This is a genomic window from Microbacterium sp. ET2 (genome assembly GCF_030347395.1).
In the GTDB taxonomy this organism is placed as follows: Bacteria; Actinomycetota; Actinomycetes; order Actinomycetales; family Microbacteriaceae; genus Microbacterium; species Microbacterium albipurpureum.
The window spans coordinates 3,463,165-3,488,516 of record NZ_CP128170.1; the positions used below are offsets into that span (position 1 = coordinate 3,463,165).

Below are 25,352 nucleotides of genomic sequence, written 5' to 3' on the forward strand. Positions count from 1 at the left end.
CTCAGCGCACCTGGGCGACGGAGAACTGCATGCGCGGGTGGGCGTAGAACTCCTGCGCCTCGACGAGCTGGAGTTCGCGTTCGCCGGATTCCAGGGTCAGGGCCAGGAGGTCGAACACGCTCGACACGGTGCGCGCCAGCGCCTCGCCCGCACTCCGAGTGCGCAGGTAGTGGGCCGTGAAGAGTGCAGCGGTGACGTCTCCCGATCCGTTCGCCTTCATCGGCAGCTGCGGGGTCTGCACGATCCATGCGCCGGCATCGTCGACCGCCAGCATCTCCAGGGTGCCCTCCTCGCGCTCGGGGCGTTCGACACTGGTGACCAGCACCGTGCGGGGACCCATCGCGCGCGCCGCCTCGACCGACTCCAGAGTGGACTCGAGGGAGAGGGGCTCGGTGTCGGTGAGGAAGCCGAGTTCGAACTGATTCGGGGTGATGATGTCGGCGACGGGGACGACCCGCTCGCGCAGCAGCACGGGGATGGCGGGAGCCACGAAGCATCCGGACTTCGCGTTCCCCATCACCGGGTCGCACGCGTACAGCGCGCCGGGATTGGCGGCCTTGACCCGACGGACGGCGTCGACGACCACGTCGCCGATCCCCTCGCTGCCCTGGTAACCCGACAGGACGGCGTCGATCTGCCCGAACACCCCACGCTCTTCGACGCCCGCGAGCACCTCGGCGACGTCGGCCGGCGGAATGAGCGGACCCCGCCAGGCGCCGTATCCGGTGTGGTTGGAGAAGTTCACGGTGTAGACCGGCAGCACCTCGACGCCGATCCGCTGCAGCGGGAAGACCGCCGCGGAGTTGCCGACGTGGCCGTACGCGACGGCGGACTGGATCGAGAGGATCTTCACGGGAGCATCATCCTTCGGTCAGGGCCGCGGCACGCGCGGCGGCGGAGAGGTCGCGGGCGAGTGCCCGGGCGTCGGCATCGTCCAGATCGTGGACGGTGAGTCGGAGGTGCGTGCTCGGCTGCTCGGTGCGCAGGGAGAACTCATCTCCGGTGCGGGCGAGCCAGCCGCGGCGCATCAGCTGCTCCGACACCCCGCGCGCGGGGGCGCCGGTGTCGACCCACAGGTTCAGGCCGTCGCGCGCGGCCGCGTCGATCCCGGCGTCGCGCAGGAGATCGGCGACGCGGGCGTTGCGCGCGGCGTAGTGCGCGGCCGCGTGATCGATCATCTTGCGCGCCGCGGGATCGGTCAGCTGCGCGAGCGCCAGCCGCTGCAGCAGATGGCTGACCCAGGTCGTCCCGGGGCTCAGCCGCGTGGCGAGGCGCTCGGCGGTGTCGGGGTCGGTCGCGGCGAGGGCGAGACACATGTCGGGTCCCAGGAACTTCGAGACCGATCGCACCAGTGCCCATCGGCGGTGCCCGGACGGGATCAGCGACAGGTAGGGACGCCGCGAGAGAAGGGAATAGTGGTCGTCCTCGACGATGAGGACATACGGATGCTGCGCCAGCACGCCGCGCAGATCCTCGGCGCGCTCGGCGCTCATCCCCGCCCCGGTCGGGTTCTGCGCACGGGGCGTGCAGACGATCGCGCGGGCGCCGGCCTCGAGCGCCGCGGAGAGTCCTGCCACCGTCATCCCCTCGTCGTCGACGGGGACGGCGATCGGCCGATACCCGCCGATCCGCACCGTGTGGAGCGCGGAGAGGAAGCAGGGGTCCTCCAGGGCGACGGCGTCGTCACGGGTGAGGGCCTGTGCGAGGAGTCGTTCGAGCGCGTCCACCGCGCCGTTGGTGACGGTGATGCGCATCTCATCGGCGAGCACGTCGGGCTCGAACCACTCCGCAGCCCACGCGGCCAGCTCGGCGTCGACGACGGGCTCGCCGTAGAGCACCGGTCGCGCAGCGATCCGGCTGAGGGCGGGCGCGAGATCGGGGATGAGGGCGGGGTCGGGGTTGCCGGTCCCGACGTCGCGGAGGACCGTGTCGGGGGCGAAGCCCTCCTGAGGCACCGACGCCCGGTCGGCCACCCGCGTGCCGCCACGGCCGCGGGACACCACGAGCGCGGCCTGCGAGAGCTGCCGGTACGCCGCGACGACGGTGTTGCGATTGACGCCGAGGGCTGCGGCGAGATCGCGCACCGGGGGAAGGGCGTCGCCGGGGGAGAGGATGCCCTCTTCGATCGACGAACGGATGCTGCGGGCGATCTCCGCTGCGGTGGTGCCGCGGATCGCCTGCTGCACGTCGATTGCCGTCATCCCGACCAGCCTACGCGGTAGGTCATGGTATTTTCTGGCCTAGGTCAAACTGAATCTTGTCTTGAAAGGACCGATGATGAGCACACCGACGACCGGATCCGACCGGGTCAAGCGCGGGCTCGCCGAGATGCTGAAGGGCGGCGTGATCATGGACGTGGTCACCGCCGAGCAGGCCCGCATCGCCGAGGACGCCGGCGCCGTGGCCGTCATGGCCCTCGAGCGGGTGCCCGCCGACATCCGGGCCCAGGGCGGTGTGTCGCGCATGAGCGACCCCGACATGATCGACAGCATCATCGACGCCGTCTCCATCCCCGTCATGGCCAAGGCGCGCATCGGGCATTTCGTGGAGGCTCAGGTGCTGCAGGAGCTCGGCGTCGACTACATCGACGAGTCGGAGGTGCTCTCGCCCGCCGACTACGTCAACCACATCGACAAGTGGAGGTTCACGGTGCCGTTCGTGTGCGGCGCGACGAACCTGGGCGAGGCGTTGCGGCGCATCACGGAGGGCGCCGCGATGATCCGCTCGAAGGGCGAGGCGGGCACGGGAGACGTCTCGGAGGCGATGAAGCACATCCGCAGGATCCGCGGCGAGATCGCCGCGCTCACCTCGCTTCCGAAAGATGAGCTGTACGTCGCCGCGAAGGAGCTCCAGGCTCCGTACGAGCTGGTGGCCGAGATCGCCGAGACCGGCCGCCTCCCCGTGGTGCTCTTCGTCGCAGGCGGCGTCGCGACGCCGGCCGACGCGGCGATGATGATGCAGCTCGGCGCCGACGGTGTCTTCGTCGGCTCAGGCATCTTCAAGTCGGGAAACCCGGCCGAGCGTGCGGCGGCCATCGTCAAGGCGACCACCTTCTTCGACGACCCGAAGGTCATCGCCGAGGTCTCGCGCGGACTCGGGGAGGCCATGGTCGGCATCAACGTCTCCGATCTCCCGGCTCCTCACCGCCTCGCCGAACGTGGCTGGTAGGCCGCGCGTCGGCATCCTCTCCCTGCAGGGGGACGTGCGCGAGCACGCGCGGGTTCTGGCCGATCTCGGCGCGGAGGTCGCCCTGGTCCGCCGGCCGGCGGAGCTGTCGGCCGTGGACGGGCTCGTGCTCCCCGGGGGCGAGTCCAGCACGATCGACAAGCTCTCGCGGGCGTTCGGCATGCAGGAGCCGATCCGCCGGGCGATCGCGGACGGGATGCCGGTCTTCGGCACGTGCGCGGGACTCATCCTCCTCGCCGATCGCCTGGAGGACGGGATCGAAGGGCAGCAGACCTTCGGAGGGCTCGACGCGACGGTCAAGCGGAACGCCTTCGGCGGGCAGGTGGAGTCGTTCGAGACGGAGCTGACGGTCGACGGTCTCGCTGGGCCGCCGGTGCGCGCCGCCTTCATCCGCGCGCCTTCGGTGACCGAGGTCGGCCCGGCCGCCCACGCGCTCGCCGCACTCGACGACGGTCGAGTCGTCGCGGTCGAGCAGGGGTCGCTGCTGGGGATCGCGTTCCACCCCGAGGTCTCGGGGGAGACCAGGTTCCATCGGCGGTTCCTCGACCACGTCGCCGAGCGGGCCTGACGTCTCCCTCTCCCACCCACTCCCCTCCCCGCCCGCCCTCCCACCCGGCCCGCCCACCCTCCGCGAGAATCCATCTGGACGCCGAGGATGCGGGTGAACCCCTCATCCTCGGCGCGCCGTTGCACTTTCGCGGCGCGAAGCGGGCGGCGCAAGCGTAGCCGCGGGTCAGACCGCCGCGGGCGAGGTCAGGCGGGCGATCGCGGCGAGGGTGAGGTCGATGTCGTCGTCGCCGGTCACCCACGACGACATCGAGCAGCGCAGCACCGCCCGTCCGCGCCAGCGCGCTCCTGTCAGGGCTGCCGTTCCCTCCTGAAGGATGGCGCGCCCGAGCTCCTGGGTCGCGTCGTCGTCATCCAGTCGGAACATCACCTGGGTGAAGTCCGGCGCGCAGACCACCGTCACCCCCGGGATGGCGCGGAGGCCCCGTTCCAGCCTGCGGGCGTTCGCGTGCAGCCGGTCGACGAGGGCTTCCACGCCCTCCCTGCCGAGCGATGCCAGGGCCGCCCACACGGGGACGCCGCGAGCTCGTCGAGACAGTTCGGGTGTGACATCCCACGGGTCGAACCCGGTGTACATGAGGTAGTCCCCACCGGCCCGGAACATAGCTATCGAGTCGGCCGGATCCCGGACGATCGCCATGCCGCAGTCGTAGGGGACGTTCAAGGTCTTGTGGGCATCGGTCGTCCAGGAATCGGCGGCGTCCACACCCCAGGTGAGGGCGCGCAGGCGCGGTGACGCGGCCGCCCACAGACCGAAGGCGCCGTCGATATGGACCCACGCGCCCTGCGATCTCGCGATGGGGACGAGCTCGGCGAACGGGTCGAACGCCCCCGAGTGCACTTCGCCCGCCTGCAGGCAGACGATCGTCGCCGCATCCGCCGGAGCCGCGTCCAGCGCTCGCGCGAGCGCGTCCGGGCGCATCCTGCCGTCGTCGTCGGAATCGACGACGACGGTGTCGGCCTCGCCCAGCCCGAGGAAGCGCGCGGCACGATCGATCGAACCGTGGCGGTCGCGACCGACCACGAGGCGAACCGGCGGCGATCCGGCGAATCCTCGACGGGTGAAGTCCCAGCCGCGGCGTCGCAGGAGCGCGTGACGTGCGACGGAGAGGCAGACGAAGTTCGACACCTGCGCTCCGGTGACGAACCCCACCGAGGCGCCGCGCGGGAGATCGAGGATCTCCAGCAGCCAGTCGCCCGCAACGCGCTCGAGCGCGACGGTCGCGGTGGTCATGGCGCTCGTGCCGGAGTTCTGGTCCCAGGCCGACACCAGCCAGTCGGCGGCGAGCGCCGCCGGCAGGGTGCCGCCGATGACGAAACCGAAGAAGCGCCCGCCCGGGATCGCGACCAGGCCGGGGTCGGCGCGGGCAGCGAGATCCCGGATGACGTCCGCGGCGGGCCGGCCGCTGTGGGGGAGCGGGCCGCCGAACACCGCCGTCATCTCCTCGATGCCCGCCCGGGGCCAGACGGGGCGATCGGGCAGGGTCGCCAGGAAGTCCCGCGCCGCGTCATGAGCGGCGTCCAGCGCCGCGCTGCGCTCATCCATGGCGACAGTGTCCCGCCGCTCCCGCGAGAGTGCAACGGGCTGCCGAGGATGCGGGCGAACCCCGTTCCTTCGGCGCGCAGATGCACTCTCGCGAGGGTGGGAAGCGGGCGCGGCTAGAATCGTCAGCATGTCCGGCCACTCCAAGTGGGCGACCACCAAGCACAAGAAGGCCGTCATCGACGCCCGCCGTGCGAAGTCGTTCGCCAAACTCATCAAGAACATCGAGGTCGCCGCCAAGATCGGCGGCGCCGACCTCTCCGGCAACCCCACGCTGTACGACGCGGTGCAGAAGGCGAAGAAGACCTCCGTCCCCAACGACAACATCGACCGTGCCATCAAGCGCGGCGCGGGAATCGGGGGCGAAGCGGTCGAGTACACCTCGATCATGTACGAGGGCTACGGCCCCAACGGCGTGGCGCTCATGATCGAGTGTCTGACCGACAACCGCAATCGTGCCGCCGCCGAGGTGCGCACTGCCCTCTCGCGCAACGGCGGCAACCTCGCCGACCCCGGCAGCGTCGCGTACAATTTCACCCGCAAGGGCGTGATCGTCGTCCCCGGCGAGGGGACGAGCGAGGACGACGTCATGCTGGCCGTCCTCGACGCCGGTGCCGAGGAGGTCGAGCCCCACGGCCAGGGATACGCCGTCATCACCGAGGCGAGCGAGCTGGTGTCGGTGCGCACCGCCCTCCAGGACGCGGGGATTGACTACGACTCCGCCGACGTCGAGTTCGTCCCCAACCTCAAGGTGGAGGTCGACGCCGACACGGCTCGCAAGGTCTTCCGGCTGATCGACGCGCTCGAGGACAGCGACGACGTGCAGAACGTCTTCAGCAACCTCGATCTGACCCCCGAGGTTCAGGCCGAGCTCGAAGCGGAGGACTGAGCGCGGGCCGACGCCGAGCCCACCGGGCGCGCCTGCGGCGTCGCGGGGGAAGTCGCGCCTACCGTTGCGGGGTGGCCACCTTCCGCGTTCTCGGCGTCGACCCGGGTCTGACCCGATGCGGGATCGGCGTGGTCGACGTCGCGGCCGACCGCAGTGCACGTCTGGTGCATGTGGGCGTCCTGCGCACCGAGCCGGGCGCGCCGATCGAGCACCGTCTCGCAGCCCTGGCTGCGGGGCTGCGCGAGGTCGTCAGAGCTCACGATCCCGCGGCCGTCGCCGTCGAGCGGGTGTTCGCGCAGCACAACCGGCAGACGGTGATGGGAACGGCCCAGGCCAGCGGTATCGCCCTGCTCGTGGCGGGGGAGGCGGGCATCCCCGCGGCCACACACACCCCGACCGAGGTCAAGGCGGCGGTCACCGGGTACGGGGCGGCCGACAAGCGGCAGGTGCAGACGATGGTCGCTCGCGTGCTGCGTCTGGACGCCCTGCCCCAGCCCGCCGACGCGGCGGATGCGCTCGCGCTGGCACTGTGTCACGCGTGGCGGCGCGGCGCCGCCGCCGGACCCGCTGCCGGGGCACTCACGCCGGCGCAGCAGCGGTGGGCCGACGCCGAGCGACTCGCCCGTCGCTGAGGGCGGCGGCCGGGGTGTCGCTAGAACATATGTCCGAAGTGTCGTCTAGGCTTGGCCCATGATCTCCTCCCTCCACGGCACCGTGCTGCACGTCGAGGCCGACAGCGTCATCGTCGAGGTCGGCGGGGTCGGTTTCTCCGTCGCCGTGACGCCGCAGGTGTCGCGCAGCGCCCCGGTGGGGGAGCGCGTGCTGCTGCACACCTCTCTGATCGTCCGTGAGGACGCGATGTCGCTGTTCGGCTTCACGACTCGAGAGGAGCTGGCGGTGTTCTCGGTGCTCCTGGGCGTCACCGGCGTCGGTCCGAAGTCGGCGCTCGGGGTGCTGGCCACCCTGACGGTGCCGCAGATCGCCGATGCCGTGGCCGCCGACGACGACGCACCCTTCCGACGGGTCTCGGGGATCGGGCCCAAGACCGCCAAGCTCATCGTCGTGCAACTCGCCGGCAAGCTCGCGCCCGCTCGCCCCGCCGGCGCGGCGGCCGCCGCCGTGCCGGCGCCCGATCTGAGTTCCCAGGTCGTTCAGGCGCTCGTGGGTCTCGGCTGGTCCGAGCGCACCGCGGCCGAAGCGGTGACCGCGGTCTCCGAGACGGCGACCGACGCCGACCGCTCCTCCGTGGGTGCGCTCCTGCGTCGCACCCTCGCCGAACTCGGCCCCGCCCGGGAGTCGCTCCGTGGGTGAGGCCCTGGATCCCGCCGAACCGGCCGACGAGTCCGAGCTCGCCATCGAGGGGGCGCTCCGGCCCACTTCGCTCGCCGACTTCGTCGGGCAGCAGAAGGTGCGCGGCCAGCTCCAGCTGCTTCTGCAGGCCGCGCGCATCCAGCAGCGCCCGGCCGATCACATCCTGCTCTCGGGTCCTCCCGGGCTCGGCAAGACGACGCTGGCGATGATCGTCGCGCACGAGAGCGAGCGGATGCTGCGGATGTCCAGTGGCCCCGCGATCCAGCACGCGGGCGACCTCGCCGCTCTTCTGTCGAGCCTCGTCCCGGGCGAGGTGCTCTTCATCGACGAGATCCACCGCATGGCCCGTTCCGCCGAGGAGATGCTCTATCTCGCGATGGAGGACTTCCGCATCGACATCATGGTCGGAAAAGGCGCCGGCGCCACCAGCATCCCGCTGGATCTGGCTCCCTTCACGCTCGTCGGCGCGACCACCCGCTCGGGGATGCTGCCCAATCCGCTTCGCGACCGTTTCGGCTTCACCGCGCACCTGGAGTTCTACGAGCCGGAGGAGCTGGAGCAGGTCATCCGGCGCTCGGCCGAGAAGCTCAGCGTGCAGATCCCGGCATCGTCGCGGTCGGAGATCGCGCGGCGCTCGCGCGGTACACCTCGGATCGCGAACCGGCTGCTGCGCCGAGTCCGCGACTATCTCATCGTGCACCGGGATGGCGGCGCCGCCGATGCCGAGGTGGTGGACGCGGCCCTGGAGCTCTACGACGTCGATCGGATCGGACTGGACCGTCTCGACCGTGCCGTGCTGGACGCGCTCGTCCGCCGATTCCACGGCGGACCGGTCGGTCTCGGAACGCTCGCGGTCGCCGTCGGCGAAGAGCCCGACACCATCGAATCCGTCGTCGAGCCGTATCTCGTCCGCATCGGTTTCATGGGTCGAACACCCCGCGGCCGGGTCGCGACTCCGGACGCGTACGCCCACCTGGGAGTCCCCCACCGCGATGGGGCCCTCAGATTCGATGACCTATAATCGCTCAAGGCTTCTCGCCGCCTCCCCTCCCTGCACGGCAGCGCCGCCCAGGCGTGCCGAAACCGAAAGGTGCCCTTCACCTCATGGACTTCGCGAACTTCTTCGCCAACTACGGCCTGATCCTCCTGCTGGCCGCCCTGTTGGTCTTCATGTTCTGGAGCTCGCGTCGTCGCCTGCAGAAGCAGAAGGCCGAGCAGGAGGAGCGCGCCCGCCAGACCGTTCCCGGCGCCGAGGTGCTCCTCCAGGGCGGGCTCTACGGCACGATCGTCTCCTATGACCCCGACAACCTCGACCAGCCCGCGGTCGTGGAGATCGCTCCGGGGGTGAGCATCAAGGTGCACAGCCAGGCGATCCTCCGCGTCGTGAACCCCACCGACATCCTCACGGAGGCGGAATTCATCGAGGCCGAGGTCAGCAAGGAGGAGTACCTCGAGGGCGTGGCCACGGGAGACATCACCTCGATCAGCGATGACCGGCGCGCTGCCTCACCCGCCGAGCCCACGGACGAGACCGACGCGGACAAGCGCACCAAGCCCGACGCCTGACCCGTCATCCGACGGCTCGAAGAAAGCTGACCCCTCCGTGGCCACATCCACCCCCGTCCGCCGCGCCTGGCGGGCCCTGATCGGCCTGCTGGCCATCACGGCAGCCCTGTTCGGCATCAACGCGCTCGGTGTCTACGCCTTCGGCCAGAGCTCGTGGGTTCCCGAGCTCGCGCTCGACCTGCAGGGCGGCACGCAGATCGTGCTCGAGGCACAGACCGAGAACGCCGAACCGCCGTCGACGGAGCAGCTGGATCAGGCGGTCACGATCATCCGTCAGCGCGTCGACGCCTCCGGCGTCGGCGAGGCGGATGTCGCCACCCAGGCGGGCAACCAGATCGTGGTGCAGATCCCCGGGGAGGCCGACGAGGAGACCCGTCAGCGCATCGAGCAGTCGGCGCAGCTCCAGCTGCGTGCGGTGCTCGCCACGAGCAACGAGACCACCGGTGCGTTCATCGGGCAGGACGGCAACCAGACGCCGTACCCCACACCCGATCCGTCGCTGCCGTCGACGCCGTCACCCTCGCCGTCCGACGGCAGCGATCCCGCGTGGATCACCCCGGCGCTCCAGGCGCAGTACGACGCCTACAACTGCTCCGATCCGGCGAACGACCCCGCCAATGCCCCCGCCGATCAGCCGCTCATCACCTGCGATCCCACGGGCACGGTGAAGTACCTCCTCGGACCGGTCGAGCTCGACGGGTCGGCCATCGACGACGCGACCTTCGGTCTGCAGCAGACCGACGGTCGCTGGGCGGTCAATCTCGTCTTCGACGGCGAGGGGACGCAGATCTTCGGTGAGATCAGCCAGCGCCTGTTCGGTGCCGCGCCGCCCCTCGACCAGTTCGCCTTCGTCCTCGACGGATCGGTGCTCTCCGCGCCCCAGATGAACGGGGTGATCCTCGACGGACGGCCGAGCATCACCGGCAGCTTCACGCAGGAGACCGCACAGGTGCTCGCCGACCAGCTGCGCTACGGTGCCCTGCCGCTGAGCTTCGAGGTGGTCAGCTCCGACACCATCTCGGCCACCCTCGGATCCCAGCAGCTGCAGATCGGCCTCATCGCCGGCCTCATCGGCCTGATCCTGGTCGCGCTCTATTCCCTCGCGGTATACCGCGCGCTGGGCTTCGTCATCATCGCCTCGCTCATCGTGATGGGCGTGCTGACCTACATCACGCTGTGCATCCTGGCGTGGCGCATCGGGTATCGCCTGTCGCTGGCCGGTGTGGCCGGTGTGATCGTCTCCATCGGATTCACCGCCGACAGTTTCATCGTCTACTTCGAACGAATACGAGATGAGCTGCGCGACGGAAAGTCGATCACGGGTGCGGTCGAAGACGGTTGGGCCCGCGCGCGCCGGACGATCTACATCTCGAAGTCGATCAACGTCCTCGCGGCCGTGGTGCTCTACATCCTCGCCGACGCCACCGTGAAGGGCTTCGCCTTCACGCTGGGTCTGACCACGGTGATCGACGTGCTGATCTTCATCATGTTCACCCACCCGGTGCTGCAGCTGCTGGCCCGTACGCGCTTCTTCGGGTCGGGGCATCCGCTGTCGGGTCTCGATCCGGAAGCCCTCGGCGCCGTCTACCGAGGTCGAGCGCAGTTCCGCGCACCGGTGTCGGCGGGGAAGACTCCGGCAGCGCGCCGGGCAGCCAAGGCTCGAGGCGAAGCGGAGCGACGGCAGACCATCGCAGAGCGCAAGCAGGCGGAACTCACCGCCGCGGAGTCCGGCAAGTCCGCAACGAAGGTCAAGGACGGAGACCACTGATGCGGTCCATGAGCCAGCTCGGCAACGATCTCTACACGGGTAAGACCAGTTTCCCGTTCGTCGGGCGACGGCGGCTGTGGTTCATCATCGCGGCGATCCTCGTGATCGGGTCTGCGCTGGTGCCCCTGTTCCGTCCCATCCAGCTCTCCATCGAGTTCACCGGCGGCTCGCAGTTCACCGTCTCCGGCGTCGCCACCACCGATCAGGCCTTGGCCACGGAGGCTGTGCAGTCCGTCGTGCCCGGAGCGGTCACCCGCGTCGTGACGGTCGGCTCGGACGCCATCCGTGTGCAGACCGACCAGGTCACCGACGACGAGAGCCTGCAGATCTCCACGGCGCTGGCCGAGGAGTACCAGGTTCCCGCCGCCGATGTCAGCTACTCCTTCATCGGGCCCAGCTGGGGAGCGGACGTCACGCGGCAGTCGCTGTGGGGCCTTGCGATCTTCCTGGCGCTGACCTTCCTGATCCTCGCGATCTACTTCCGGACGTGGAAGATGTCGACAGCGGCGATCATCGGCCTGGTCGATGTTCTCATCATCACCGTCGGGGTCTACGCCCTCTTCGGGTTCGAGATCTCACCCGCCGCGGTCATCGGCTTCCTGACGATCCTGTCGTACGCGTTGTACGACACGACGGTGGTCTTCGACAAGATCAGAGAGAACACCAGCGAAGACGGAGAGGTCTCCGGTCGCACGTTCGGCGAGTCGGTCAACCTGGCCGTCAACCAGACGCTGGTCCGCTCGATCAACACCACGGTGGTCGCAGCCCTTCCGACAGGGGCGATCCTGTTCATCGGTGCGCTGTGGCTCGGGGCGCGGACACTCACCGACATCTCGCTGTCGATCTTCGTCGGCACGATCGTGGCGGCGTACTCGACGATCTTCGTCGCGGCTCCGCTGTACGCCCTCTTCCGTGAGAAGGAGCCGGCGGTGCGGGCCCGCGACGAGCGAGTCCTCGCCGCGCGTGAGCTCGCGGGCACTCCCGTCTGAGCCCGGCGCTCCCGCGAGAGGGGGTGCAGTCGCGGCGCACACGGGGCCGAACGAGGGGGTCCCGCTCGCGGCGTAGGATGAGGTGTCCAGCGGAGGGAGGGGCCACATGACGGAGACCGTCCCGTCCGCTCCGGCGCCGCCGGCGTCGCAGACGACCTCGTCGCTGCGCAGGCTCGTGCCCCGCATCTTCTCCCGCTCCGCGCGCCGCGACGATGTCGAGCGTCTGCTGCGCACGGTGCGCACGCATCACCCCAAGGGCGACCTGACGATCATCGAGCGCGCCTACACCGTCGCCGAGAAGGCCCACTCCGGGCAGACGCGACAGAGCGGCGAGCCCTACATCACGCATCCTCTCGCGGTGGCGCAGATCCTGGCCGACCTGGGGCTGGGACCCCGCGCGATCGCCGCCGCTCTCCTGCATGACACCGTCGAGGACACCGGCTACCCGCTCGACACCCTCACGGCCGAGTTCGGCGACGAGGTCGCCATGCTGGTGGACGGCGTCACCAAGCTCGACAAGGTCAAGTACGGCGAGAGCGCTCAGGCCGAGACCGTTCGCAAGATGATCGTGGCGATGTCGCGCGACATCCGGGTTCTCATCATCAAGCTCGCCGACCGCCTCCACAACGCCCGCACCTGGGGATTCGTCCCGCCCGAGAAGGCGAAGAAGAAGGCCACAGAGACCCTCGAGATCTACGCCCCGCTCGCGCACCGGCTGGGTATCCAGACGATCAAGTCCGAGCTCGAGGACCTCTCCTTCGCCGTTTTGCACCCCAAGCTCTACGCCGAGATCGACAGTCTCGTCAAACAGCGCACCCCCCAGCGCGAGCAGTACGTCCAGAGCGTCATCGAAGCCGTCGAAGGAGACCTCCGCGAGCTGCGCGTGCGCGGTCGGGTCATGGGCCGCCCCAAGCAGCTGTACTCCGTGTACCAGAAGATGATCGTGCGCGGTCGCGAATTCGACGACATCTACGACCTCATCGGCATCCGCGTGCTGGTGGGGAGCGTTCGCGACTGCTACGCGGTGCTCGGCTCGATCCACGCGCGGTGGACACCGCTGTCGGGACGCTTCAAGGACTACATCGCCACGCCCAAGTTCAATCTCTACCAGTCGCTGCACACCACCGTCATCGGTCCGGCAGGACGCACGGTGGAGATCCAGATCCGCACCAACGAGATGCACCAGCAGGCCGAGTACGGTGTGGCGGCGCACTGGAAGTACAAGGAGCGGATGAACGGCGGCAAGACCGACGCGAAGGCCGTCGACGCCGACATGGCCTGGCTCGCCCACATCTCCGACTGGCAGGCCGAGACGGCCGACCCTGGCGAGTTCCTCGATTCGCTTCGCTTCGAGATCGGCGCGAAAGAGGTGTACGTCTTCACGCCCAAGGGCCGGGTCATCGGACTGCCCTCGGGTGCGACACCGGTGGACTTCGCCTACGCCGTCCACACCGAGATCGGCCACCGGACGATGGGGGCGAAGGTCAACGGGCGACTCGTGCCGCTGGAGTCCGAGCTCAACAGCGGCGACGTGGTCGAGGTGTTCACCTCGAAGAACCCCGATGCGGGTCCCAGCCAGGACTGGCTGGGGTTCGTCAAGAGCACCCGCGCCCGCAACAAGATCCGCGGCTGGTTCACCAAGGAGCGGCGCGAAGAAGCGGTCGAGCAGGGGAAGGATGCCATCGCCCGCGCGATGCGCCGCCAAAACCTTCCGCTCCAGCGCCTGATGAACCAGGACTCCTTCACCGAGGTCGCCCGGCAGTTGCGCTACGAGGACGTCTCCGCCCTGTACGCCGCGGTCGGCGAGGGACACGTGTCGACGCAATCCGTGATCGAGAAGGTCACGGCGCTCGTGAGCGCCGCCGAGGACACCTCCACGGGCCCGATCGACCTTCCGGCGGTCGGCCGGTCGAGGGCCCCCCGCGGGGGGGAGTCCGGAGTGCTGGTCCGCGGCGCCCCCGACATCCTGGTCAAACTCGCCAAGTGCTGCACGCCGGTCCCCGGCGACGAGATCGTGGGCTTCGTCACCCGCGGCAGCGGCGTGTCGGTCCATCGCGCGGACTGCACCAACGTGCGGTCGCTGAAGGAGGACCCCGAGCGCCTCATCGAGGTGGAGTGGGCACCGACCACCAAGAGCGTGTTCCTCGTCCAGATCCAGGTCGAGGCGCTCGACCGCTCAGGTCTGCTGAGCGATGTCACGCGCGTACTCAGCGAGCATCACGTCAACATCCTCTCCGCGACCGTGTCGACCTCCAATGATCGGCTGGCCATCAGCAGATTCGTGTTCGAGATGGGCGACACCGTGCACCTGGACCGCGTGCTCAACGCCGTGCGGCGAATCGATGCGGTCTACGACGTCTACCGCGTGACCTCTTCATGATCGGCCGGACGGGCCGCCAGCTCGGCGAGAAGGTCGAGGGCCCGTCTCTTGTGCGGAACCCGGCCCCGGCTGCTGAGATGTGCGTGGGTGATCCCTGCCAGCCCGGGTCTCAGGCGGGAGAACTCTCCGGCGGCGCGCCGGTGCGTCTCGTCGCCGACTCGGCAGAGGTCGGCGAGCGTCCGCGCGGGAGTGGTGACCCAGACCCCGCCGACATGCTCGAGGTCCCGGCGGTCGAGGGCCATGTCACGCACGACGACGCGGCGGTCGTGCACGGCCGTGACCCGTCGCGTCACGGCCCGCTGCACCGTGTGGCGCGCAGGCGGCTCGGGGATCGCACCGTGGATCCACGCGGCGCTGAGGTGGGTGGCCGCGAAAAGATCAGTGAGGATGCCGCCGAGCGACCCGGCCCGCAGCGCCGCCGTTTCCACCGCATCGGCCGGCATGTAGCCGTCGCCGACCTCGATGACGTCGCCGTCCAAGCGCGCGGCTGAGAGCTCGGTCGCCGACAACCGGTCACCCGGGAGGTAGAGGAAGCGCGAGGGGGCCATGGCGGCGAGTCTGCCGCGGATGAGCGGTCGGCGGGTGGCCCTGTGGAGAACCCGCGGTGGTCAGCCGCCGAGGGCGCGCAACCAGGTCTGCCGGGCTTCGAGTGCTTCCTTGGCCTTCGCGACCGCGCGCGCATCTCCCGACGCCTCGGCGGTGGCCACTTCTGCTTCGAGCTTGGCGATGGCGTCGGTCAGCTGACGGGTCATGTCGTCGGCCCGCGCCTGCGTCTCGGGGTCGTTGCGCTTCCACTCGACCTCTTCGCGCGACCGTACGGCCTGCTCGATCTTGCGGAGCTCGTCGTCGAGCGAGCGCTCGGCGTCGCGGGGGAAGATGCGACCGATCTCATCCCACCTCCGCTGGATGCCGGTCAGCAGTGAACGGGCTTTGGCGAGATCCTTCTCATCCGGGATCGGGCGGGCCTCCACGAGCAGGGCCTTCTTCGCCTCGATCTTCTCCTTCGAGGCTTCGGCGTCGGCTGCTTCCCGTTCGCCGCGTGCGGCGTAGAGCGCGTCACCGGCGGCCTTGAAGCGCGCCCAGAGCGCGTCATCCGCCTTTTTGCCGGCACGACCGGCGGATTTCCACTCGTCCAGCAGGTCGCGATAGGCGCCGATGCCGTCCTCACCGCGCGGAGCGAGGGCTTCCGCGCGTTCGATCAGCCGCGTCTTGCGGTCGCGGACGGATTTGTGGGCCTCGTCGAGCTCGGCGTAGAACGCCCGGCGGTGTTTGTCGATCGTGGCGCGGGCGTCGCGGAACCGCTTCCAGAGCTGCTGCGCGGTCGAGCGCGGTAGCCGCGGACCGTTCTGCTGATGCGACTGCCATTGATCGAACAGGGCGGCCAGCTCCGTCGAAACCTGCTTCCACTGCACCGATCGCGGATCGCGGGCGGCAAGCTCCTCTGCTCGCTCGACCAGAGCGGTGCGCTCCTTCACGGCGGCGTCCACAGCCTCCCGGGCTGCGGCGGCCTCCGTCGCCGAGGCTTCCGCGAGCGACGAGGTGAGCGTGGCGACCCGCGCCTCGAGGGCGGCGAGGTTCCCCACCGCGGCGGCGCCGCTGATCTTCGCCTGCAGGGAGGTCGCGGTTGCACGGAGGTCGCTGGCCGAGGCGCCACCACGGCGGTGGCGAACCTCGAGGAGTGTCACCTCGGCGGCCAGGTCGGTGAACTTGCGCTCGAAGTAGGCGAGGGCCTCTTCGGGCGAGCCATCCGGGAACTGGCCGACGACGCGCCATCCGTCCGACTCTCGCACCGATACGGTGCCGTCCTCGTCGACACGGCCCCAGGGCTGGTCGTCGGTGGGGGTTTCCGGAGTGGTGGGGTCTGCTGCGGCAGTCACGGGATGCACCTCATCGCGGCCGAGGCCGGGTGTGGGGGATGGACGCGCCCCAGCCTAGTACGGCGGCGCGTCCGGGCGAGAGGATTGCGTCCGGGTGCGCCTATTGATCGGCAGGGGCGGAGGGGTCGTCGCTCGGCTCGCCCGTCGGCTCGCTGCCCGGCGCAGGGGTCGTCTCCAGAGGGGTGGGTTCGGGCGCGGGGGCGTCGGTCGGGCTGGGCACCGAAGTCTGCGTCGGGGAGGGAGCGGGCTCGGGCACGCCGGGTCCGACGGTGAAATAGGCGGTCTGCGCGGCGACGATCCCGGCGATCAGCAGGCCGCCGGCAACACCGGCGATGAGGTTGTCGCGGCGGCGTCGGCGCTGCTGACCCTCGTGGAAGCTCTGTCGGGCCTGGTAGAGCCGGGCTCGCTCGCGTTCCGCGCGGGACGCACGATCCTTGCTTCCGGTGGCCACCGATCCTCCTTCGGTCCCGGCGGTCCCGGGCGCAATGATCCTATGCACAGCGCCGGGGGGCCGCCAAACGGGGGAGAGGCGGCGTCTGCGGTCGCCGTTAGCCTTGGGGAGTGAGTGATACGGCGGGTCTCGTGCGCAGCCACACACCCCTCGCCGTGCGGATGCGCCCCACGTCCCTCAGCGAGGTCGCGGGCCAGGGACATCTGCTGCGGAAAGGGTCCCCTCTGGTCACCCTCGCCGATCCCGAGTCGACGGGGACGACGGCGACGTCGGTGATCCTCTGGGGCCCGCCCGGCACCGGCAAGACCACGCTCGCTCAGGCGATCGCCCGCTCGTCGGGCCGGCGCTTCGTCGAGCTGTCCGCGGTGACAGCCGGGGTCAAAGACGTCCGGGAGGTGATGCAGGACTCCCTCACGCAGCGAGACCTCTACGGTCAGTCGACGATCCTCTTCCTCGACGAGATCCACCGGTTCACCAAGGCGCAGCAGGACGCGCTCCTCCCCGGCGTCGAGAACGGCTGGGTCGTGCTGATCGCGGCGACCACCGAGAATCCTTCCTTCTCGGTCATCTCGCCGCTGCTGTCCCGCTCTCTGCTGCTGACGCTGCGTCCCCTCACCGACGCCGATCTGGGCATGCTGGTCGATCGTGCGATGGACGATCCGCGGGGACTGGCCGGCAGGCTCGCCCTCGACGCCGACGCCCGGGACGCCCTGGTCAGGCTGGCCTCCGGCGATGGCCGGCGCGCCCTCACCGCACTGGAAGCGGCAGCGTCGCTGGCCGAGCGGGACGCGACGGAGTCCGACGACGCCGACGAGGCCGCCGCAGAATCGGATGCCACGGCTCCCACGATCACGGTCGACCACGTCGCGCAGGCCGTCGACCGGGCGCTGCTGCGCTACGACCGCCAGGGGGACGAGCATTACGACGTCATCAGCGCATTCATCAAATCGATCCGCGGCTCGGACGTCGACGCGGCGATCCATTACCTCGCCCGCATGATCGAGGCAGGAGAGGACCCGCGCTTCATCGCCCGCCGGCTGATCATCTCGGCATCCGAAGACATCGGCCTCGCCGACCCGCAGGCCCTCGTCATTGCGGTCGCCGCGGCCGATGCCGTGCAGTTCATCGGCATGCCCGAGGGTCGTATCCCCCTCGCCGAGGCGACGGCGTACCTCGCCACGACGGCGAAATCGAATGCGGCCTATCTGGCCGTGGACGCCGCGATCGCCGACGTCCGCGCGGGAGGGTTCGGGCGCGTGCCCGTGCATCTGCGTGACGCCCACTATCCGGGCGCGAAGCGTCTCGGCCACGGCAAGGGGTACGTGTATCCGCATGACAGCGAGGTGGGGGTGGTCGCTCAGCAGTACCTCCCGGACGAGCTGCGCGGCACGCGGTATTACCGGCCGACGAACCACGGGCAGGAGCGGGAGGTCCAGGCGAGGCTCGAGAAGATCAGGAAGCTGCTCGGAGAGTGAACGTGAACGAGGCTTTCGAGGCTCGCCTCGAGCGGTTCTGGACGGAAGCCGACGAGGAGTCCGCGACGGAGCTGGCGGCGACGCTGGACCAGCTTCTCGCCGACTCGGCCGCGCCACTCGAGCGGGCGCTGTTCGAACGTGCGTCGCTGCACGACTTCCTCGGCGACGAGGCCGCCGCCGTCCCGCTTTACCGTGCGGCTCTGGACGCCGGGCTCGCGCCCCCGCACCGCACGCAGGCGGTTATTCAGCTGGCCAGCTCTCTTCGCAACGTCGGGGAGGTGTCGGCGGCGATCATGCTGCTGCAGGCGGTCAGTGCGGAGGACCCGCTCTTCCCGGCTGCGCAGGCTTTCCTCTCCCTCGCCCTCCACGACGACGACAAGCCCACCGCGGCGCTGCGCACGGCACTCGCGGCGCTGGCGCCCACCTTGCCCGCGTACCAGCGGGCGGTGTCGTTCTACGCCGGTGACCTCACTTCCCGGGAAGGGGCGCGGGCGCCCGGCCGGCGCACAGCCGAGCGCGAGAACCCCGAAGGTGGGTCTCGGCCGCGGGAAGCACCGGGAGGGCGCTGAGGGACGATCTGGTAGGCTTGAACGGCTTGAAACACCGTTTTCGGGCATCCCCTCTCTTCTTCACCGACCTTCCGGCATGCCCCGGCGTGCAGTCCGGCAGGGCGAAGAGGGGCGATACGTCCGCGAGCCGTGAAAGACACGGCAGCGTCATCGAAAGGAACACTTCGTGGCTACGAAGTCCCAGGACCGCCGCAAGGTCCGCCTGTCCCGTGCCCTCGGCGTCGCCCTCACCCCGAAGGCCGCCCGCTACCTCGAGAAGCGTCCCTACGCTCCGGGTGAGCACGGTCGCACCAAGCGCAAGGCCGACAGCGACTACGCCGTCCGCCTGCGTGAGAAGCAGCGTCTGCGCGAGCAGTACGGCATCCGCGAGAAGCAGATGCGCAACACGTTCAACGAGGCCCGCCGTACCCAGGGCCTGACCGGTGAGAACCTCGTCGAGCTGCTCGAGATGCGTCTGGACGCCCTCGTGCTGCGCTCGGGCTTCGCCCGCACCACCGCGCAGGCCCGCCAGATGGTCGTGCACCGTCACATCCTCGTCGACGGCCAGACCGTCGACCGCCCGTCGTTCCGCGTGAAGCCGGGTCAGACCATCCACGTCAAGGCCAAGAGCGAGGGCACCGAGCCCTTCCAGGTCGCCGCCGCCGGGGGACACGCCGACGTGCTGCCTCCCGTCCCGGGGTACCTGCAGGTCGAGCTCGACAAGCTGCAGGCGCAGCTCGTGCGTCGCCCCAAGCGCGCCGAGGTCCCCGTCGTCTGCGACGTCCAGCTCGTCGTCGAGTACTACGCCGCGCGCTGACGTTCCGTCGACAGCGTGCCTCTCGGAAGGCGTCGGGGTCACCCCGGCGCCTTCCGTCGTTTCCGCCTACGATGAGACAGTGCCGCGCCCGCGGCGGAGGAAGTGGTGTGATGAGAAGTCTCCTGTGGTTCTTGATCGGGATCATCGGCGGGTTCGTCGCCGCCCATGTGGTGAACAAGAACCCCCGCGGAGCCGAACTCCTCGCCGAGGTCGACGCCCGCATCTCGGAGTTCACCGACCGTATGGGCGATGCCTACCGTGACCAGCAGGGACGCTTCGCCGACACCCTCGACGACATCGGTGACGCTGCCGACGACGCCGTCGATGCGGCGGCGGACGCCGCCGGCGAGGCACTGGCCAAAGCCAAGGCGGCCGCAGCGTCATCCGACTGATCCGTCGTCCCATCCGTCGTCCGCTCGCTTGGCGGGCGGATGACCCACGTCTTCCTGAGGATTCCGCATGAGAACCGCTGAGATCGCCCAGCGCTACCTCGACTATTTCGAGCGCAACGGCCACACCATCGTCCCGTCGGCCTCGCTCGTCAGCGACGACCCGTCGCTGCTGTTCACCGTCGCCGGCATGGTGCCCTTCATCCCGTACCTCACCGGTGTGGTGCCGGCGCCCTATCCGCGCGCGGCGGACGTGCAGAAGTGCATCCGCACCAATGACATCGAAGAGGTCGGCAAGACACCGCGGCACGGGACGTTCTTCCAGATGCTCGGCAACTGGTCCTTCGGCGACTACTTCAAGGAGGGGGCGATCCGCTACGCGTGGGACCTGCTGCTCTCCTCCGAGGCCGACGGTGGTCTCGGGTTCGATGAGAAGGACCTGTGGGTCACGGTCTACGAGGACGACGACGAGGCGGAATCACTCTGGCGCACCGTGGCCGGCATCTCGCCCGACCGCATCCAGCGCCTCGGGCGCGATTCGAACTACTGGAGCACCGGACAGCCCGGCCCCGCCGGGCCCTGCTCGGAGATCTTCTTCGACCGCGGTCCGGCATACGGCATCGACGGGGGTCCCGCCACCGACGATGACCGGTACGTGGAGATCTGGAACCTCGTGTTCATGCAGTACGCGATCACGAACGTCCGCTCCAAGGTCGACTTCGACATCATCGGCGAGCTGCCGCAGAAGAACATCGACACCGGGATGGGTCTCGAGCGCGTCGCGTTCCTCAAGCAGGGCGTGGAGAACATGTACGAGACCGACCAGGTGCGCCCGGTCCTCGATCGTGCGGTGGAGCTGTCGGGCCGTCGCTACGGTGCCGTCCACGACGACGACGTCCGCTTCCGCGTCGTGGCCGACCACGTGCGGTCCTCGCTCATGCTCCTCGCCGACGGTGTGACCCCGTCCAACGAGGGTCGCGGATACATCCTGCGGCGGCTCATGCGCCGGGCGGTCCGCGCCATGCGCCTGCTGGGTGTGGATGCTCCGACCTTCCCCGAGCTGTTCGCGGCCTCCCGCGACGCGATGAAGGCCGCCTACCCGAACCTCGAGGCGGAGTACTCCCGGCTGTCGGCCTACGCCGTCGCCGAAGAGGAGACGTTCCTTCGGACCCTCGCGTCGGGGTCGACCATCCTCGACCTCGCGGTGACGACCACCAAGGACGCCGGGGGCACGAGCATCGCGGGGGCCGACGCCTTCCTGCTGCACGACACCTACGGGTTCCCGATCGACCTGACGCTCGAGATCGCCGAGGAGGCCGGGCTGAGTGTCGACCGTGCCGCCTTCGACACCCTCATGCAGGAGCAGCGCTCCCGTGCGAAGGCCGATGCCAAGGCGCGAAAGCGCGCCATCGCCGACCACAGCGTCTATCGGGAGTTCCGTGCACGCGGGGAGACGGCGTTCACCGGATACACCGACCTCGAGACCGAATCCACGGTTCTGGGCGTGCTCGTCGACGGTGTATCGGTCGACCGCGCCCGCCAGGGCGAGCTCGCCGAGGTCATCCTCGCCGAGACGGCCCTCTACGCCGAATCGGGCGGTCAGGTCGCCGACAAGGGTGTGATCGTCGGGCCCGGGTACGAACTCGACGTGCTCGACGTGCAGCGGCCGGTTCCGGGCCTGATCAGCCACACCGTCGAGGTGCGCACCGGCGAGGTCGGGGTGGGCCAGCCCGCGACCTCGGTCGTCGACGCCGCGAACCGTCGGGCGGCGATGCAGGCTCATTCGGCGACGCACCTCGTCCACGCCGCGCTGCGCGACACCCTCGGTCGGTCAGCGATGCAGGCCGGGTCGCTGAACCGCGCCGGGTACCTGCGTTTCGACTTCACCTGGGGTCAGGCGCTGTCGGGGGAGACGAGGTCGGAGATCGAGGAGATCGCCAACAACGCGGTGCGTGACAACCTCGAGGTCACCACCCGGGTTCTCTCGCTGGATGAGGCCAAACAACTCGGCGCGCTGGCACTGTTCGGCGAAAAGTACGGCGACACCGTTCGGATGGTCGACATCGGCGGACCGTGGTCGCGCGAGCTCTGCGGCGGCACCCACGTCGACCGCAGCGCCGAGGTCGGGATCATCAACCTCGTCGGGGAATCGTCGGTGGGTGCGTCCAACCGCCGTGTCGAGGCCCTCGTCGGCGCCGACGCGTTCCGCGAGCTGGCGGCAGAGCGCGCCATCGTGTCGCAGCTGACGTCTACCCTGAAGACCCCCCGCGACCAGCTGCCCGCCCGCATCGCCGATCTCACAGCGAGCCTGAAGGCCGCCGAGAAGAAGATCGCGCAGCTGGAATCGAAGGCGCTCGGCGAGCGCCTCCCGCAGCTGGTCGCCGCCGCCTCCCGTCAGGGTGCCTACGCGGTCGTCGCCGAGAACCTGGGCGCGGCCTCGAGCGCCGATGATGTCCGGGCCCTGGCCCTGCAGGTGCGCGAGCGGCTCGGCGCGGATGCCGCCGTGGTCGCCCTCGGGGCCGTCGTGGGGGAGCGGCCGGTGGTGATCGTGGCAACGAACGACACCGCGCGGAGCGCCGGCGCCCGTGCGGGTTCGCTCGCCAAGACCGCCGCGGGCGTCCTCGGCGGCGGCGGGGGCGGACGCGACGACCTCGCCCAGGGTGGGGGGACGGATGCCGCCGCGCTGCCGGCGGCGATGGCTGCCGTCACCCGGGTGCTCGCCGACGGATGACCGATTTCCGGCGGGGAGCTCGCCTCGGGATCGATGTCGGGAAGGCCCGGGTGGGGGTCGCTCGCTCGGATCCGGACGGATTGCTCGCGACCCCGGTGGAGACCGTCGCCCGCGACGAGCGGGCGATCGCCCGCGTGCGCGAGCTCGCGGAGGAGTACTTCGCGGTGGAGCTGATCGTCGGCCTTCCCCTGAATCTCCGCGGCGAATCGACGCCCTCGACCGAGGACGCCCGGGCCTTCGCGGAGGAGCTCGCGACGGCGTCGGCCGTGCCCGTGCGCCTCGTCGACGAGCGCCTGACCACCGTGTCCGCGCACGCGGTTCTGCGCGATTCGGGCAGATCGCAGCGTTCTTCTCGTAGCATTGTGGACCAGGCCGCGGCCGTCGTTCTGCTTCAGCACGCCCTCGATGTGGAGAAGCGGCAGGGACGACCGCCCGGAACCCCCGTCCCCCAGGAGCCCGCCTGATGCCCGATCACCCGTCGTCCGAGGATCCGTTCGCGGATCTGTTCGGGAAGCTGCCCGACCCCCGTACCCGTGACTCCCGCCGGTCGCAGAGCGCCCCCGAGACTCCCGGAGCGGCGGATGCGCCCGCCGGAGGGCGCGCGACCGCGCAGCCGGCGAGCGAGGACGCACCCGGACCTGCCGCCCCGCCGCCCTCGCGCCGCGCAGCCCGCGAGGCCGCGTTGCGATCCACCGATGCGCCGTCCGCGCCGGTGCCCGCACCCCGGAGCGACCCGGCGCCGATCCCTGCGCCCCGTGACGCGCAGACTCCGGTGTCCGCCGGTCTCGCCTCCGCCGCCCCGTCGAGCGCGGAGCGGGGAGCCACCCGCACCGCGACGCGGCCGGCCGGCACCGCAACGCTCGAAGACCTCTTCACCGGCGAAGCCACCACCGAGGCCCTCGGGTCCCCGCCGCCCAAGCCGGATCGGCGCCGGCGTCGCATCGGCGCGGCGATCGCGATCGGGCTGATGCTCGCCATCATCGGCGGCATCGTCGGCGGTGGCCTGTACGTCTGGAACACCTACGAGTCGCAGATCCGAGAGGTGATGGGGTGGGAGGAGCCGGCCGACTTCGAGGACGGCCTCGCGAACGGAGAAGCGCTCGTCACGATCGTCTCGGGCGACACCGGTCAGTCGATCTCGCAGACGCTCTTCGAAGCGGGCGTCACCAAGACCTCCGACGCCTTCTACGACTACCTGATCGACAACGGCCGGAGCCCGACGTTCATGCCCGGCGTGTATCGCTTGCAGCTGCAGATGACCTCCGAGGCGGCACTGGCGGCGATCGAAAACCCGGAGAACAAGCTCGAGAACTCCGCACTCATCCCCGAGGGTCAGACGGCGGAGGCGACTCTGGAGATCGTCGCGGAGAGCCTCGGAATGCCGCTGGAGGACCTGCAGGCCGCAGCGGCCGACCCTGCCGCTTACGGCGTCCCGGCTGACAGCCTCGAGGGGTGGCTCTTCCCGGCGATGTACACCTTCGATCCCGGAGTCACGGCGAGCGATGTCATCCAGACGATGGTGGACCGCACCGTGCAGTCGCTGGATGCCGCAGGGGTTCCCGTCGACGATCGGCAGCGGATCCTCATCATCGCCTCGATCATCCAGCGCGAAGCCCGCTACGAGGCCGACATGCAGAAGGTCTCCCGCGTCATCCAGAACCGGCTCGACCCCGGGAACCAGGAGACGTTCGGGAAGCTGCAGATGGACTCCACCGCCCAGTACGGGGTGGGCGAGAGCCGCGAAGGCGTCGTGAGCTCGAGTGAGGAGGCCCTGACCGATCCGAACCCGTGGAACACCTACGTGCAGGTGGGGCTGCCCATCGGTCCGATCGCCAACCCCGGGGATGTGGCCATCAACGCGGCGATGAACCCCGCGGACGGCCCGTGGCTGTACTTCGTGACGGTCAACCTCAACACGGGCGAGACCATCTTCACCGAGACCTACGACGAGCACCTCCGGTACGTCGAGCAGTGGCGGGAGTGGTGCAGACAGAATCCCGACGCGGGATGCTGAGCGCCGACGCCACGCGCCTGGCGGTGTGGGGCGACCCGATCGCGCACAGCCGATCCCCGCAGCTGCACACCGCCGCCTACGCCCTGCTCGGCCTGCCCTGGACCTACGAGCGTCGACGGGTCTCCGAGGCGCAGTTCGACGCCGCTCTCGCCGACCCGACGGAGACCTGGCGCGGCCTGTCGTTGACGATGCCGTTGAAGCACGTCGGGGCGAAGGCTGCGACCGTTCTCGACCGCGCCGCGCAGCTCAGCGGGGCGGTGAACACCCTCGTCCCCGGCGACGAGGGGATCCTCGGCTTCAACACCGACGTGGCCGGGCTCGTCGCAGCGATCCGCGAACAGGGGATCGAGCGGGCGACGCGCGGGAGGATCCTCGGCGCCGGAGCGACCGCGACCTCCGCGCTCCTCGCGTTGGAAGCACTCGGCGTACCGGAGGTCGAGATCCGCGCGCGCCGCCCGGACGCGGCCCGCCACCTCGTCGCCCTCGGCGGGCAGCTCGACCTCCACGTCACGGCGGCACCGCTGGACGCACCCCGCACCCGCCCGGGCGCCGGAACCGATCCTGAGCTGACCATCGCCACCCTTCCCGGAGACGCCGAGCCGGCGGCATCCGTCCTCGACGCGGTCGTCGTGCCGGGGGGCCTGCTGGTCGACGTCGTCTACGGCACGTGGCCGACACCCCTTGCCCGGGCGTGGGAGGATGCGGGGGGCCGGGCCGTCTCCGGGTTGCCGATGCTCCTGCATCAGGCGGTGCGTCAGGTGCGGATCTTCACCACCGGGGATGCCGACCAGCCGCTCCCGTCAGAGTCCGTCATCGTCGCGTCGATGCGCCGAGCCCTCATGGAAGACTAG

At 70.0% G+C, this 25,352-nt stretch carries 24 protein-coding genes; 18 read left to right on the plus strand and 6 right to left on the minus strand.

Annotated features, from left to right (window positions below):
• Window position 1 precedes the first annotated feature (1 nt).
• Both pdxY and QSU92_RS16790 read right to left on the minus strand, forming a co-directional pair.
• Entirely contained in the window at window positions 2–853 is an 852-nt protein-coding gene (gene pdxY, locus QSU92_RS16785; RefSeq protein ID WP_289263646.1) for a pyridoxal kinase PdxY, read from the minus strand.
• Window positions 854–860: 7 nt separating this feature from the next.
• Complete coding sequence (locus tag QSU92_RS16790; protein WP_289263648.1) at window positions 861–2,201, minus strand: aminotransferase class I/II-fold pyridoxal phosphate-dependent enzyme; 1,341 nt, start codon at window positions 2,199–2,201, stop codon at window positions 861–863.
• Window positions 2,202–2,277: 76 nt separating this feature from the next.
• On the opposite strand from QSU92_RS16790, the gene pdxS reads away from it, so the two are divergent.
• Window positions 2,278–3,168, plus strand: coding sequence for a pyridoxal 5'-phosphate synthase lyase subunit PdxS (gene pdxS / locus QSU92_RS16795; protein WP_289263650.1), 891 nt, complete (start codon window positions 2,278–2,280; stop codon window positions 3,166–3,168).
• On the plus strand, window positions 3,158–3,754 hold the full coding sequence (pdxT, locus tag QSU92_RS16800; protein ID WP_289263653.1) for a pyridoxal 5'-phosphate synthase glutaminase subunit PdxT: 597 nt from the start codon (window positions 3,158–3,160) through the stop codon (window positions 3,752–3,754). Before pdxS ends, pdxT begins: the two co-directional genes overlap by 11 nt.
• A 165-nt stretch (window positions 3,755–3,919) precedes the next feature.
• On the opposite strand, the gene QSU92_RS16805 is transcribed toward pdxT, so the two are convergent.
• Window positions 3,920–5,299 carry a pyridoxal phosphate-dependent decarboxylase family protein gene (locus QSU92_RS16805; RefSeq protein ID WP_289263654.1) on the minus strand — a complete coding sequence of 460 codons (1,380 nt, stop codon included), beginning with the start codon at window positions 5,297–5,299 and terminating at the stop codon, window positions 3,920–3,922.
• A 127-nt stretch (window positions 5,300–5,426) separates the two neighbouring features.
• Here QSU92_RS16805 and QSU92_RS16810 point away from each other — a divergent pair, with 127 nt between their 5' ends.
• The 8 genes from QSU92_RS16810 to QSU92_RS16845 all read left to right on the plus strand — a co-directional run bounded on the left by QSU92_RS16810 (window position 5,427) and on the right by QSU92_RS16845 (window position 14,199).
• Window positions 5,427–6,185, plus strand: a complete 759-nt coding sequence (locus tag QSU92_RS16810) for a YebC/PmpR family DNA-binding transcriptional regulator (RefSeq protein ID WP_289263656.1) — start codon at window positions 5,427–5,429, stop codon at window positions 6,183–6,185.
• A gap of 71 nt (window positions 6,186–6,256) precedes the next feature.
• The gene (gene ruvC / locus QSU92_RS16815) at window positions 6,257–6,817 is read left to right on the plus strand and encodes a crossover junction endodeoxyribonuclease RuvC (RefSeq protein WP_289263658.1); all 561 of its coding nucleotides are present in this window, start codon (window positions 6,257–6,259) and stop codon (window positions 6,815–6,817) included.
• A 58-nt stretch (window positions 6,818–6,875) separates the two neighbouring features.
• Window positions 6,876–7,496, plus strand: coding sequence for a Holliday junction branch migration protein RuvA (ruvA, locus tag QSU92_RS16820; protein WP_289263660.1), 621 nt, complete (start codon window positions 6,876–6,878; stop codon window positions 7,494–7,496).
• The gene (ruvB, locus tag QSU92_RS16825; protein ID WP_289263662.1) at window positions 7,489–8,517 is read left to right on the plus strand and encodes a Holliday junction branch migration DNA helicase RuvB; all 1,029 of its coding nucleotides are present in this window, start codon (window positions 7,489–7,491) and stop codon (window positions 8,515–8,517) included. Before ruvA ends, ruvB begins: the two co-directional genes overlap by 8 nt.
• A gap of 83 nt (window positions 8,518–8,600) precedes the next feature.
• Window positions 8,601–9,062 carry a preprotein translocase subunit YajC gene (locus tag QSU92_RS16830; RefSeq protein WP_289263664.1) on the plus strand — a complete coding sequence of 154 codons (462 nt, stop codon included), beginning with the start codon at window positions 8,601–8,603 and terminating at the stop codon, window positions 9,060–9,062.
• A gap of 37 nt (window positions 9,063–9,099) precedes the next feature.
• Window positions 9,100–10,830, plus strand: coding sequence for a protein translocase subunit SecD (gene secD / locus QSU92_RS16835; RefSeq protein ID WP_289263666.1), 1,731 nt, complete (start codon window positions 9,100–9,102; stop codon window positions 10,828–10,830).
• A complete protein-coding gene (gene secF, locus QSU92_RS16840; RefSeq protein WP_289263668.1) occupies window positions 10,830–11,819 on the plus strand; it encodes a protein translocase subunit SecF in 990 nt (329 codons plus the stop codon). Before secD ends, secF begins: the two co-directional genes overlap by 1 nt.
• A 106-nt stretch (window positions 11,820–11,925) precedes the next feature.
• Window positions 11,926–14,199, plus strand: coding sequence for a RelA/SpoT family protein (locus tag QSU92_RS16845; RefSeq protein WP_289263670.1), 2,274 nt, complete (start codon window positions 11,926–11,928; stop codon window positions 14,197–14,199).
• Here the strand turns inward: QSU92_RS16845 and QSU92_RS16850 are convergent.
• The 3 genes from QSU92_RS16850 to QSU92_RS16860 form a co-directional block, all read right to left on the minus strand.
• A complete protein-coding gene (locus QSU92_RS16850; protein ID WP_289263672.1) occupies window positions 14,178–14,747 on the minus strand; it encodes a type IV toxin-antitoxin system AbiEi family antitoxin in 570 nt (189 codons plus the stop codon). The genes QSU92_RS16845 and QSU92_RS16850 overlap by 22 nt on opposite strands.
• A 60-nt stretch (window positions 14,748–14,807) precedes the next feature.
• A complete protein-coding gene (locus tag QSU92_RS16855) occupies window positions 14,808–16,076 on the minus strand; it encodes a DUF349 domain-containing protein (protein WP_289263673.1) in 1,269 nt (422 codons plus the stop codon).
• A gap of 100 nt (window positions 16,077–16,176) precedes the next feature.
• Window positions 16,177–16,527: a dioxygenase gene (locus tag QSU92_RS16860; protein WP_289263674.1), complete on the minus strand. Its 351-nt coding sequence runs from the start codon at window positions 16,525–16,527 to the stop codon at window positions 16,177–16,179.
• Window positions 16,528–16,688: 161 nt separating this feature from the next.
• Between QSU92_RS16860 and QSU92_RS16865 the strand changes: the two genes are divergently transcribed.
• From QSU92_RS16865 to QSU92_RS16900, 8 genes are all read left to right on the plus strand, one after another.
• On the plus strand, window positions 16,689–18,002 hold the full coding sequence (locus tag QSU92_RS16865) for a replication-associated recombination protein A (RefSeq protein ID WP_422880449.1): 1,314 nt from the start codon (window positions 16,689–16,691) through the stop codon (window positions 18,000–18,002).
• A 2-nt stretch (window positions 18,003–18,004) separates the two neighbouring features.
• Window positions 18,005–18,571: a tetratricopeptide repeat protein gene (locus QSU92_RS16870; protein WP_289263678.1), complete on the plus strand. Its 567-nt coding sequence runs from the start codon at window positions 18,005–18,007 to the stop codon at window positions 18,569–18,571.
• A 166-nt stretch (window positions 18,572–18,737) separates the two neighbouring features.
• The gene (gene rpsD, locus QSU92_RS16875) at window positions 18,738–19,367 is read left to right on the plus strand and encodes a 30S ribosomal protein S4 (protein WP_124293195.1); all 630 of its coding nucleotides are present in this window, start codon (window positions 18,738–18,740) and stop codon (window positions 19,365–19,367) included.
• 110 nt (window positions 19,368–19,477) lie between these two features.
• Window positions 19,478–19,759, plus strand: a complete 282-nt coding sequence (locus QSU92_RS16880; RefSeq protein ID WP_289263682.1) for an ATPase — start codon at window positions 19,478–19,480, stop codon at window positions 19,757–19,759.
• A gap of 67 nt (window positions 19,760–19,826) precedes the next feature.
• The gene (gene alaS, locus QSU92_RS16885) at window positions 19,827–22,487 is read left to right on the plus strand and encodes an alanine--tRNA ligase (RefSeq protein WP_289263685.1); all 2,661 of its coding nucleotides are present in this window, start codon (window positions 19,827–19,829) and stop codon (window positions 22,485–22,487) included.
• Window positions 22,484–22,951, plus strand: a complete 468-nt coding sequence (gene ruvX, locus QSU92_RS16890; RefSeq protein WP_289263689.1) for a Holliday junction resolvase RuvX — start codon at window positions 22,484–22,486, stop codon at window positions 22,949–22,951. Before alaS ends, ruvX begins: the two co-directional genes overlap by 4 nt.
• Window positions 22,951–24,501 (plus strand): endolytic transglycosylase MltG, encoded by a 1,551-nt coding sequence (gene mltG, locus QSU92_RS16895; protein ID WP_289263691.1) that lies wholly within the window; start codon window positions 22,951–22,953, stop codon window positions 24,499–24,501. The genes ruvX and mltG overlap by 1 nt, the downstream gene beginning before the upstream one ends.
• The gene (locus tag QSU92_RS16900; RefSeq protein ID WP_289263693.1) at window positions 24,495–25,352 is read left to right on the plus strand and encodes a shikimate dehydrogenase family protein; all 858 of its coding nucleotides are present in this window, start codon (window positions 24,495–24,497) and stop codon (window positions 25,350–25,352) included. Before mltG ends, QSU92_RS16900 begins: the two co-directional genes overlap by 7 nt.

Coding starts and splice junctions, on each gene's coding strand:
- ruvA (WP_289263660.1), top strand. CDS start 6,876: ATGATCTCCTCCCTCCACGGCACCGTGCTGCACGTCGAGGCCGACAGC.
- QSU92_RS16900 (WP_289263693.1), top strand. CDS start 24,495: ATGCTGAGCGCCGACGCCACGCGCCTGGCGGTGTGGGGCGACCCGATC.
- QSU92_RS16790 (WP_289263648.1), bottom strand. CDS start 2,201: ATGACGGCAATCGACGTGCAGCAGGCGATCCGCGGCACCACCGCAGCG.
- QSU92_RS16805 (WP_289263654.1), bottom strand. CDS start 5,299: ATGGATGAGCGCAGCGCGGCGCTGGACGCCGCTCATGACGCGGCGCGG.
- pdxS (WP_289263650.1), top strand. CDS start 2,278: ATGAGCACACCGACGACCGGATCCGACCGGGTCAAGCGCGGGCTCGCC.
- ruvX (WP_289263689.1), top strand. CDS start 22,484: ATGACCGATTTCCGGCGGGGAGCTCGCCTCGGGATCGATGTCGGGAAG.
- secF (WP_289263668.1), top strand. CDS start 10,830: ATGCGGTCCATGAGCCAGCTCGGCAACGATCTCTACACGGGTAAGACC.
- mltG (WP_289263691.1), top strand. CDS start 22,951: ATGCCCGATCACCCGTCGTCCGAGGATCCGTTCGCGGATCTGTTCGGG.
- QSU92_RS16880 (WP_289263682.1), top strand. CDS start 19,478: ATGAGAAGTCTCCTGTGGTTCTTGATCGGGATCATCGGCGGGTTCGTC.
- QSU92_RS16865 (WP_422880449.1), top strand. CDS start 16,689: ATGCGCCCCACGTCCCTCAGCGAGGTCGCGGGCCAGGGACATCTGCTG.
- QSU92_RS16810 (WP_289263656.1), top strand. CDS start 5,427: ATGTCCGGCCACTCCAAGTGGGCGACCACCAAGCACAAGAAGGCCGTC.
- alaS (WP_289263685.1), top strand. CDS start 19,827: ATGAGAACCGCTGAGATCGCCCAGCGCTACCTCGACTATTTCGAGCGC.
- QSU92_RS16850 (WP_289263672.1), bottom strand. CDS start 14,747: ATGGCCCCCTCGCGCTTCCTCTACCTCCCGGGTGACCGGTTGTCGGCG.
- QSU92_RS16845 (WP_289263670.1), top strand. CDS start 11,926: ATGACGGAGACCGTCCCGTCCGCTCCGGCGCCGCCGGCGTCGCAGACG.
- QSU92_RS16830 (WP_289263664.1), top strand. CDS start 8,601: ATGGACTTCGCGAACTTCTTCGCCAACTACGGCCTGATCCTCCTGCTG.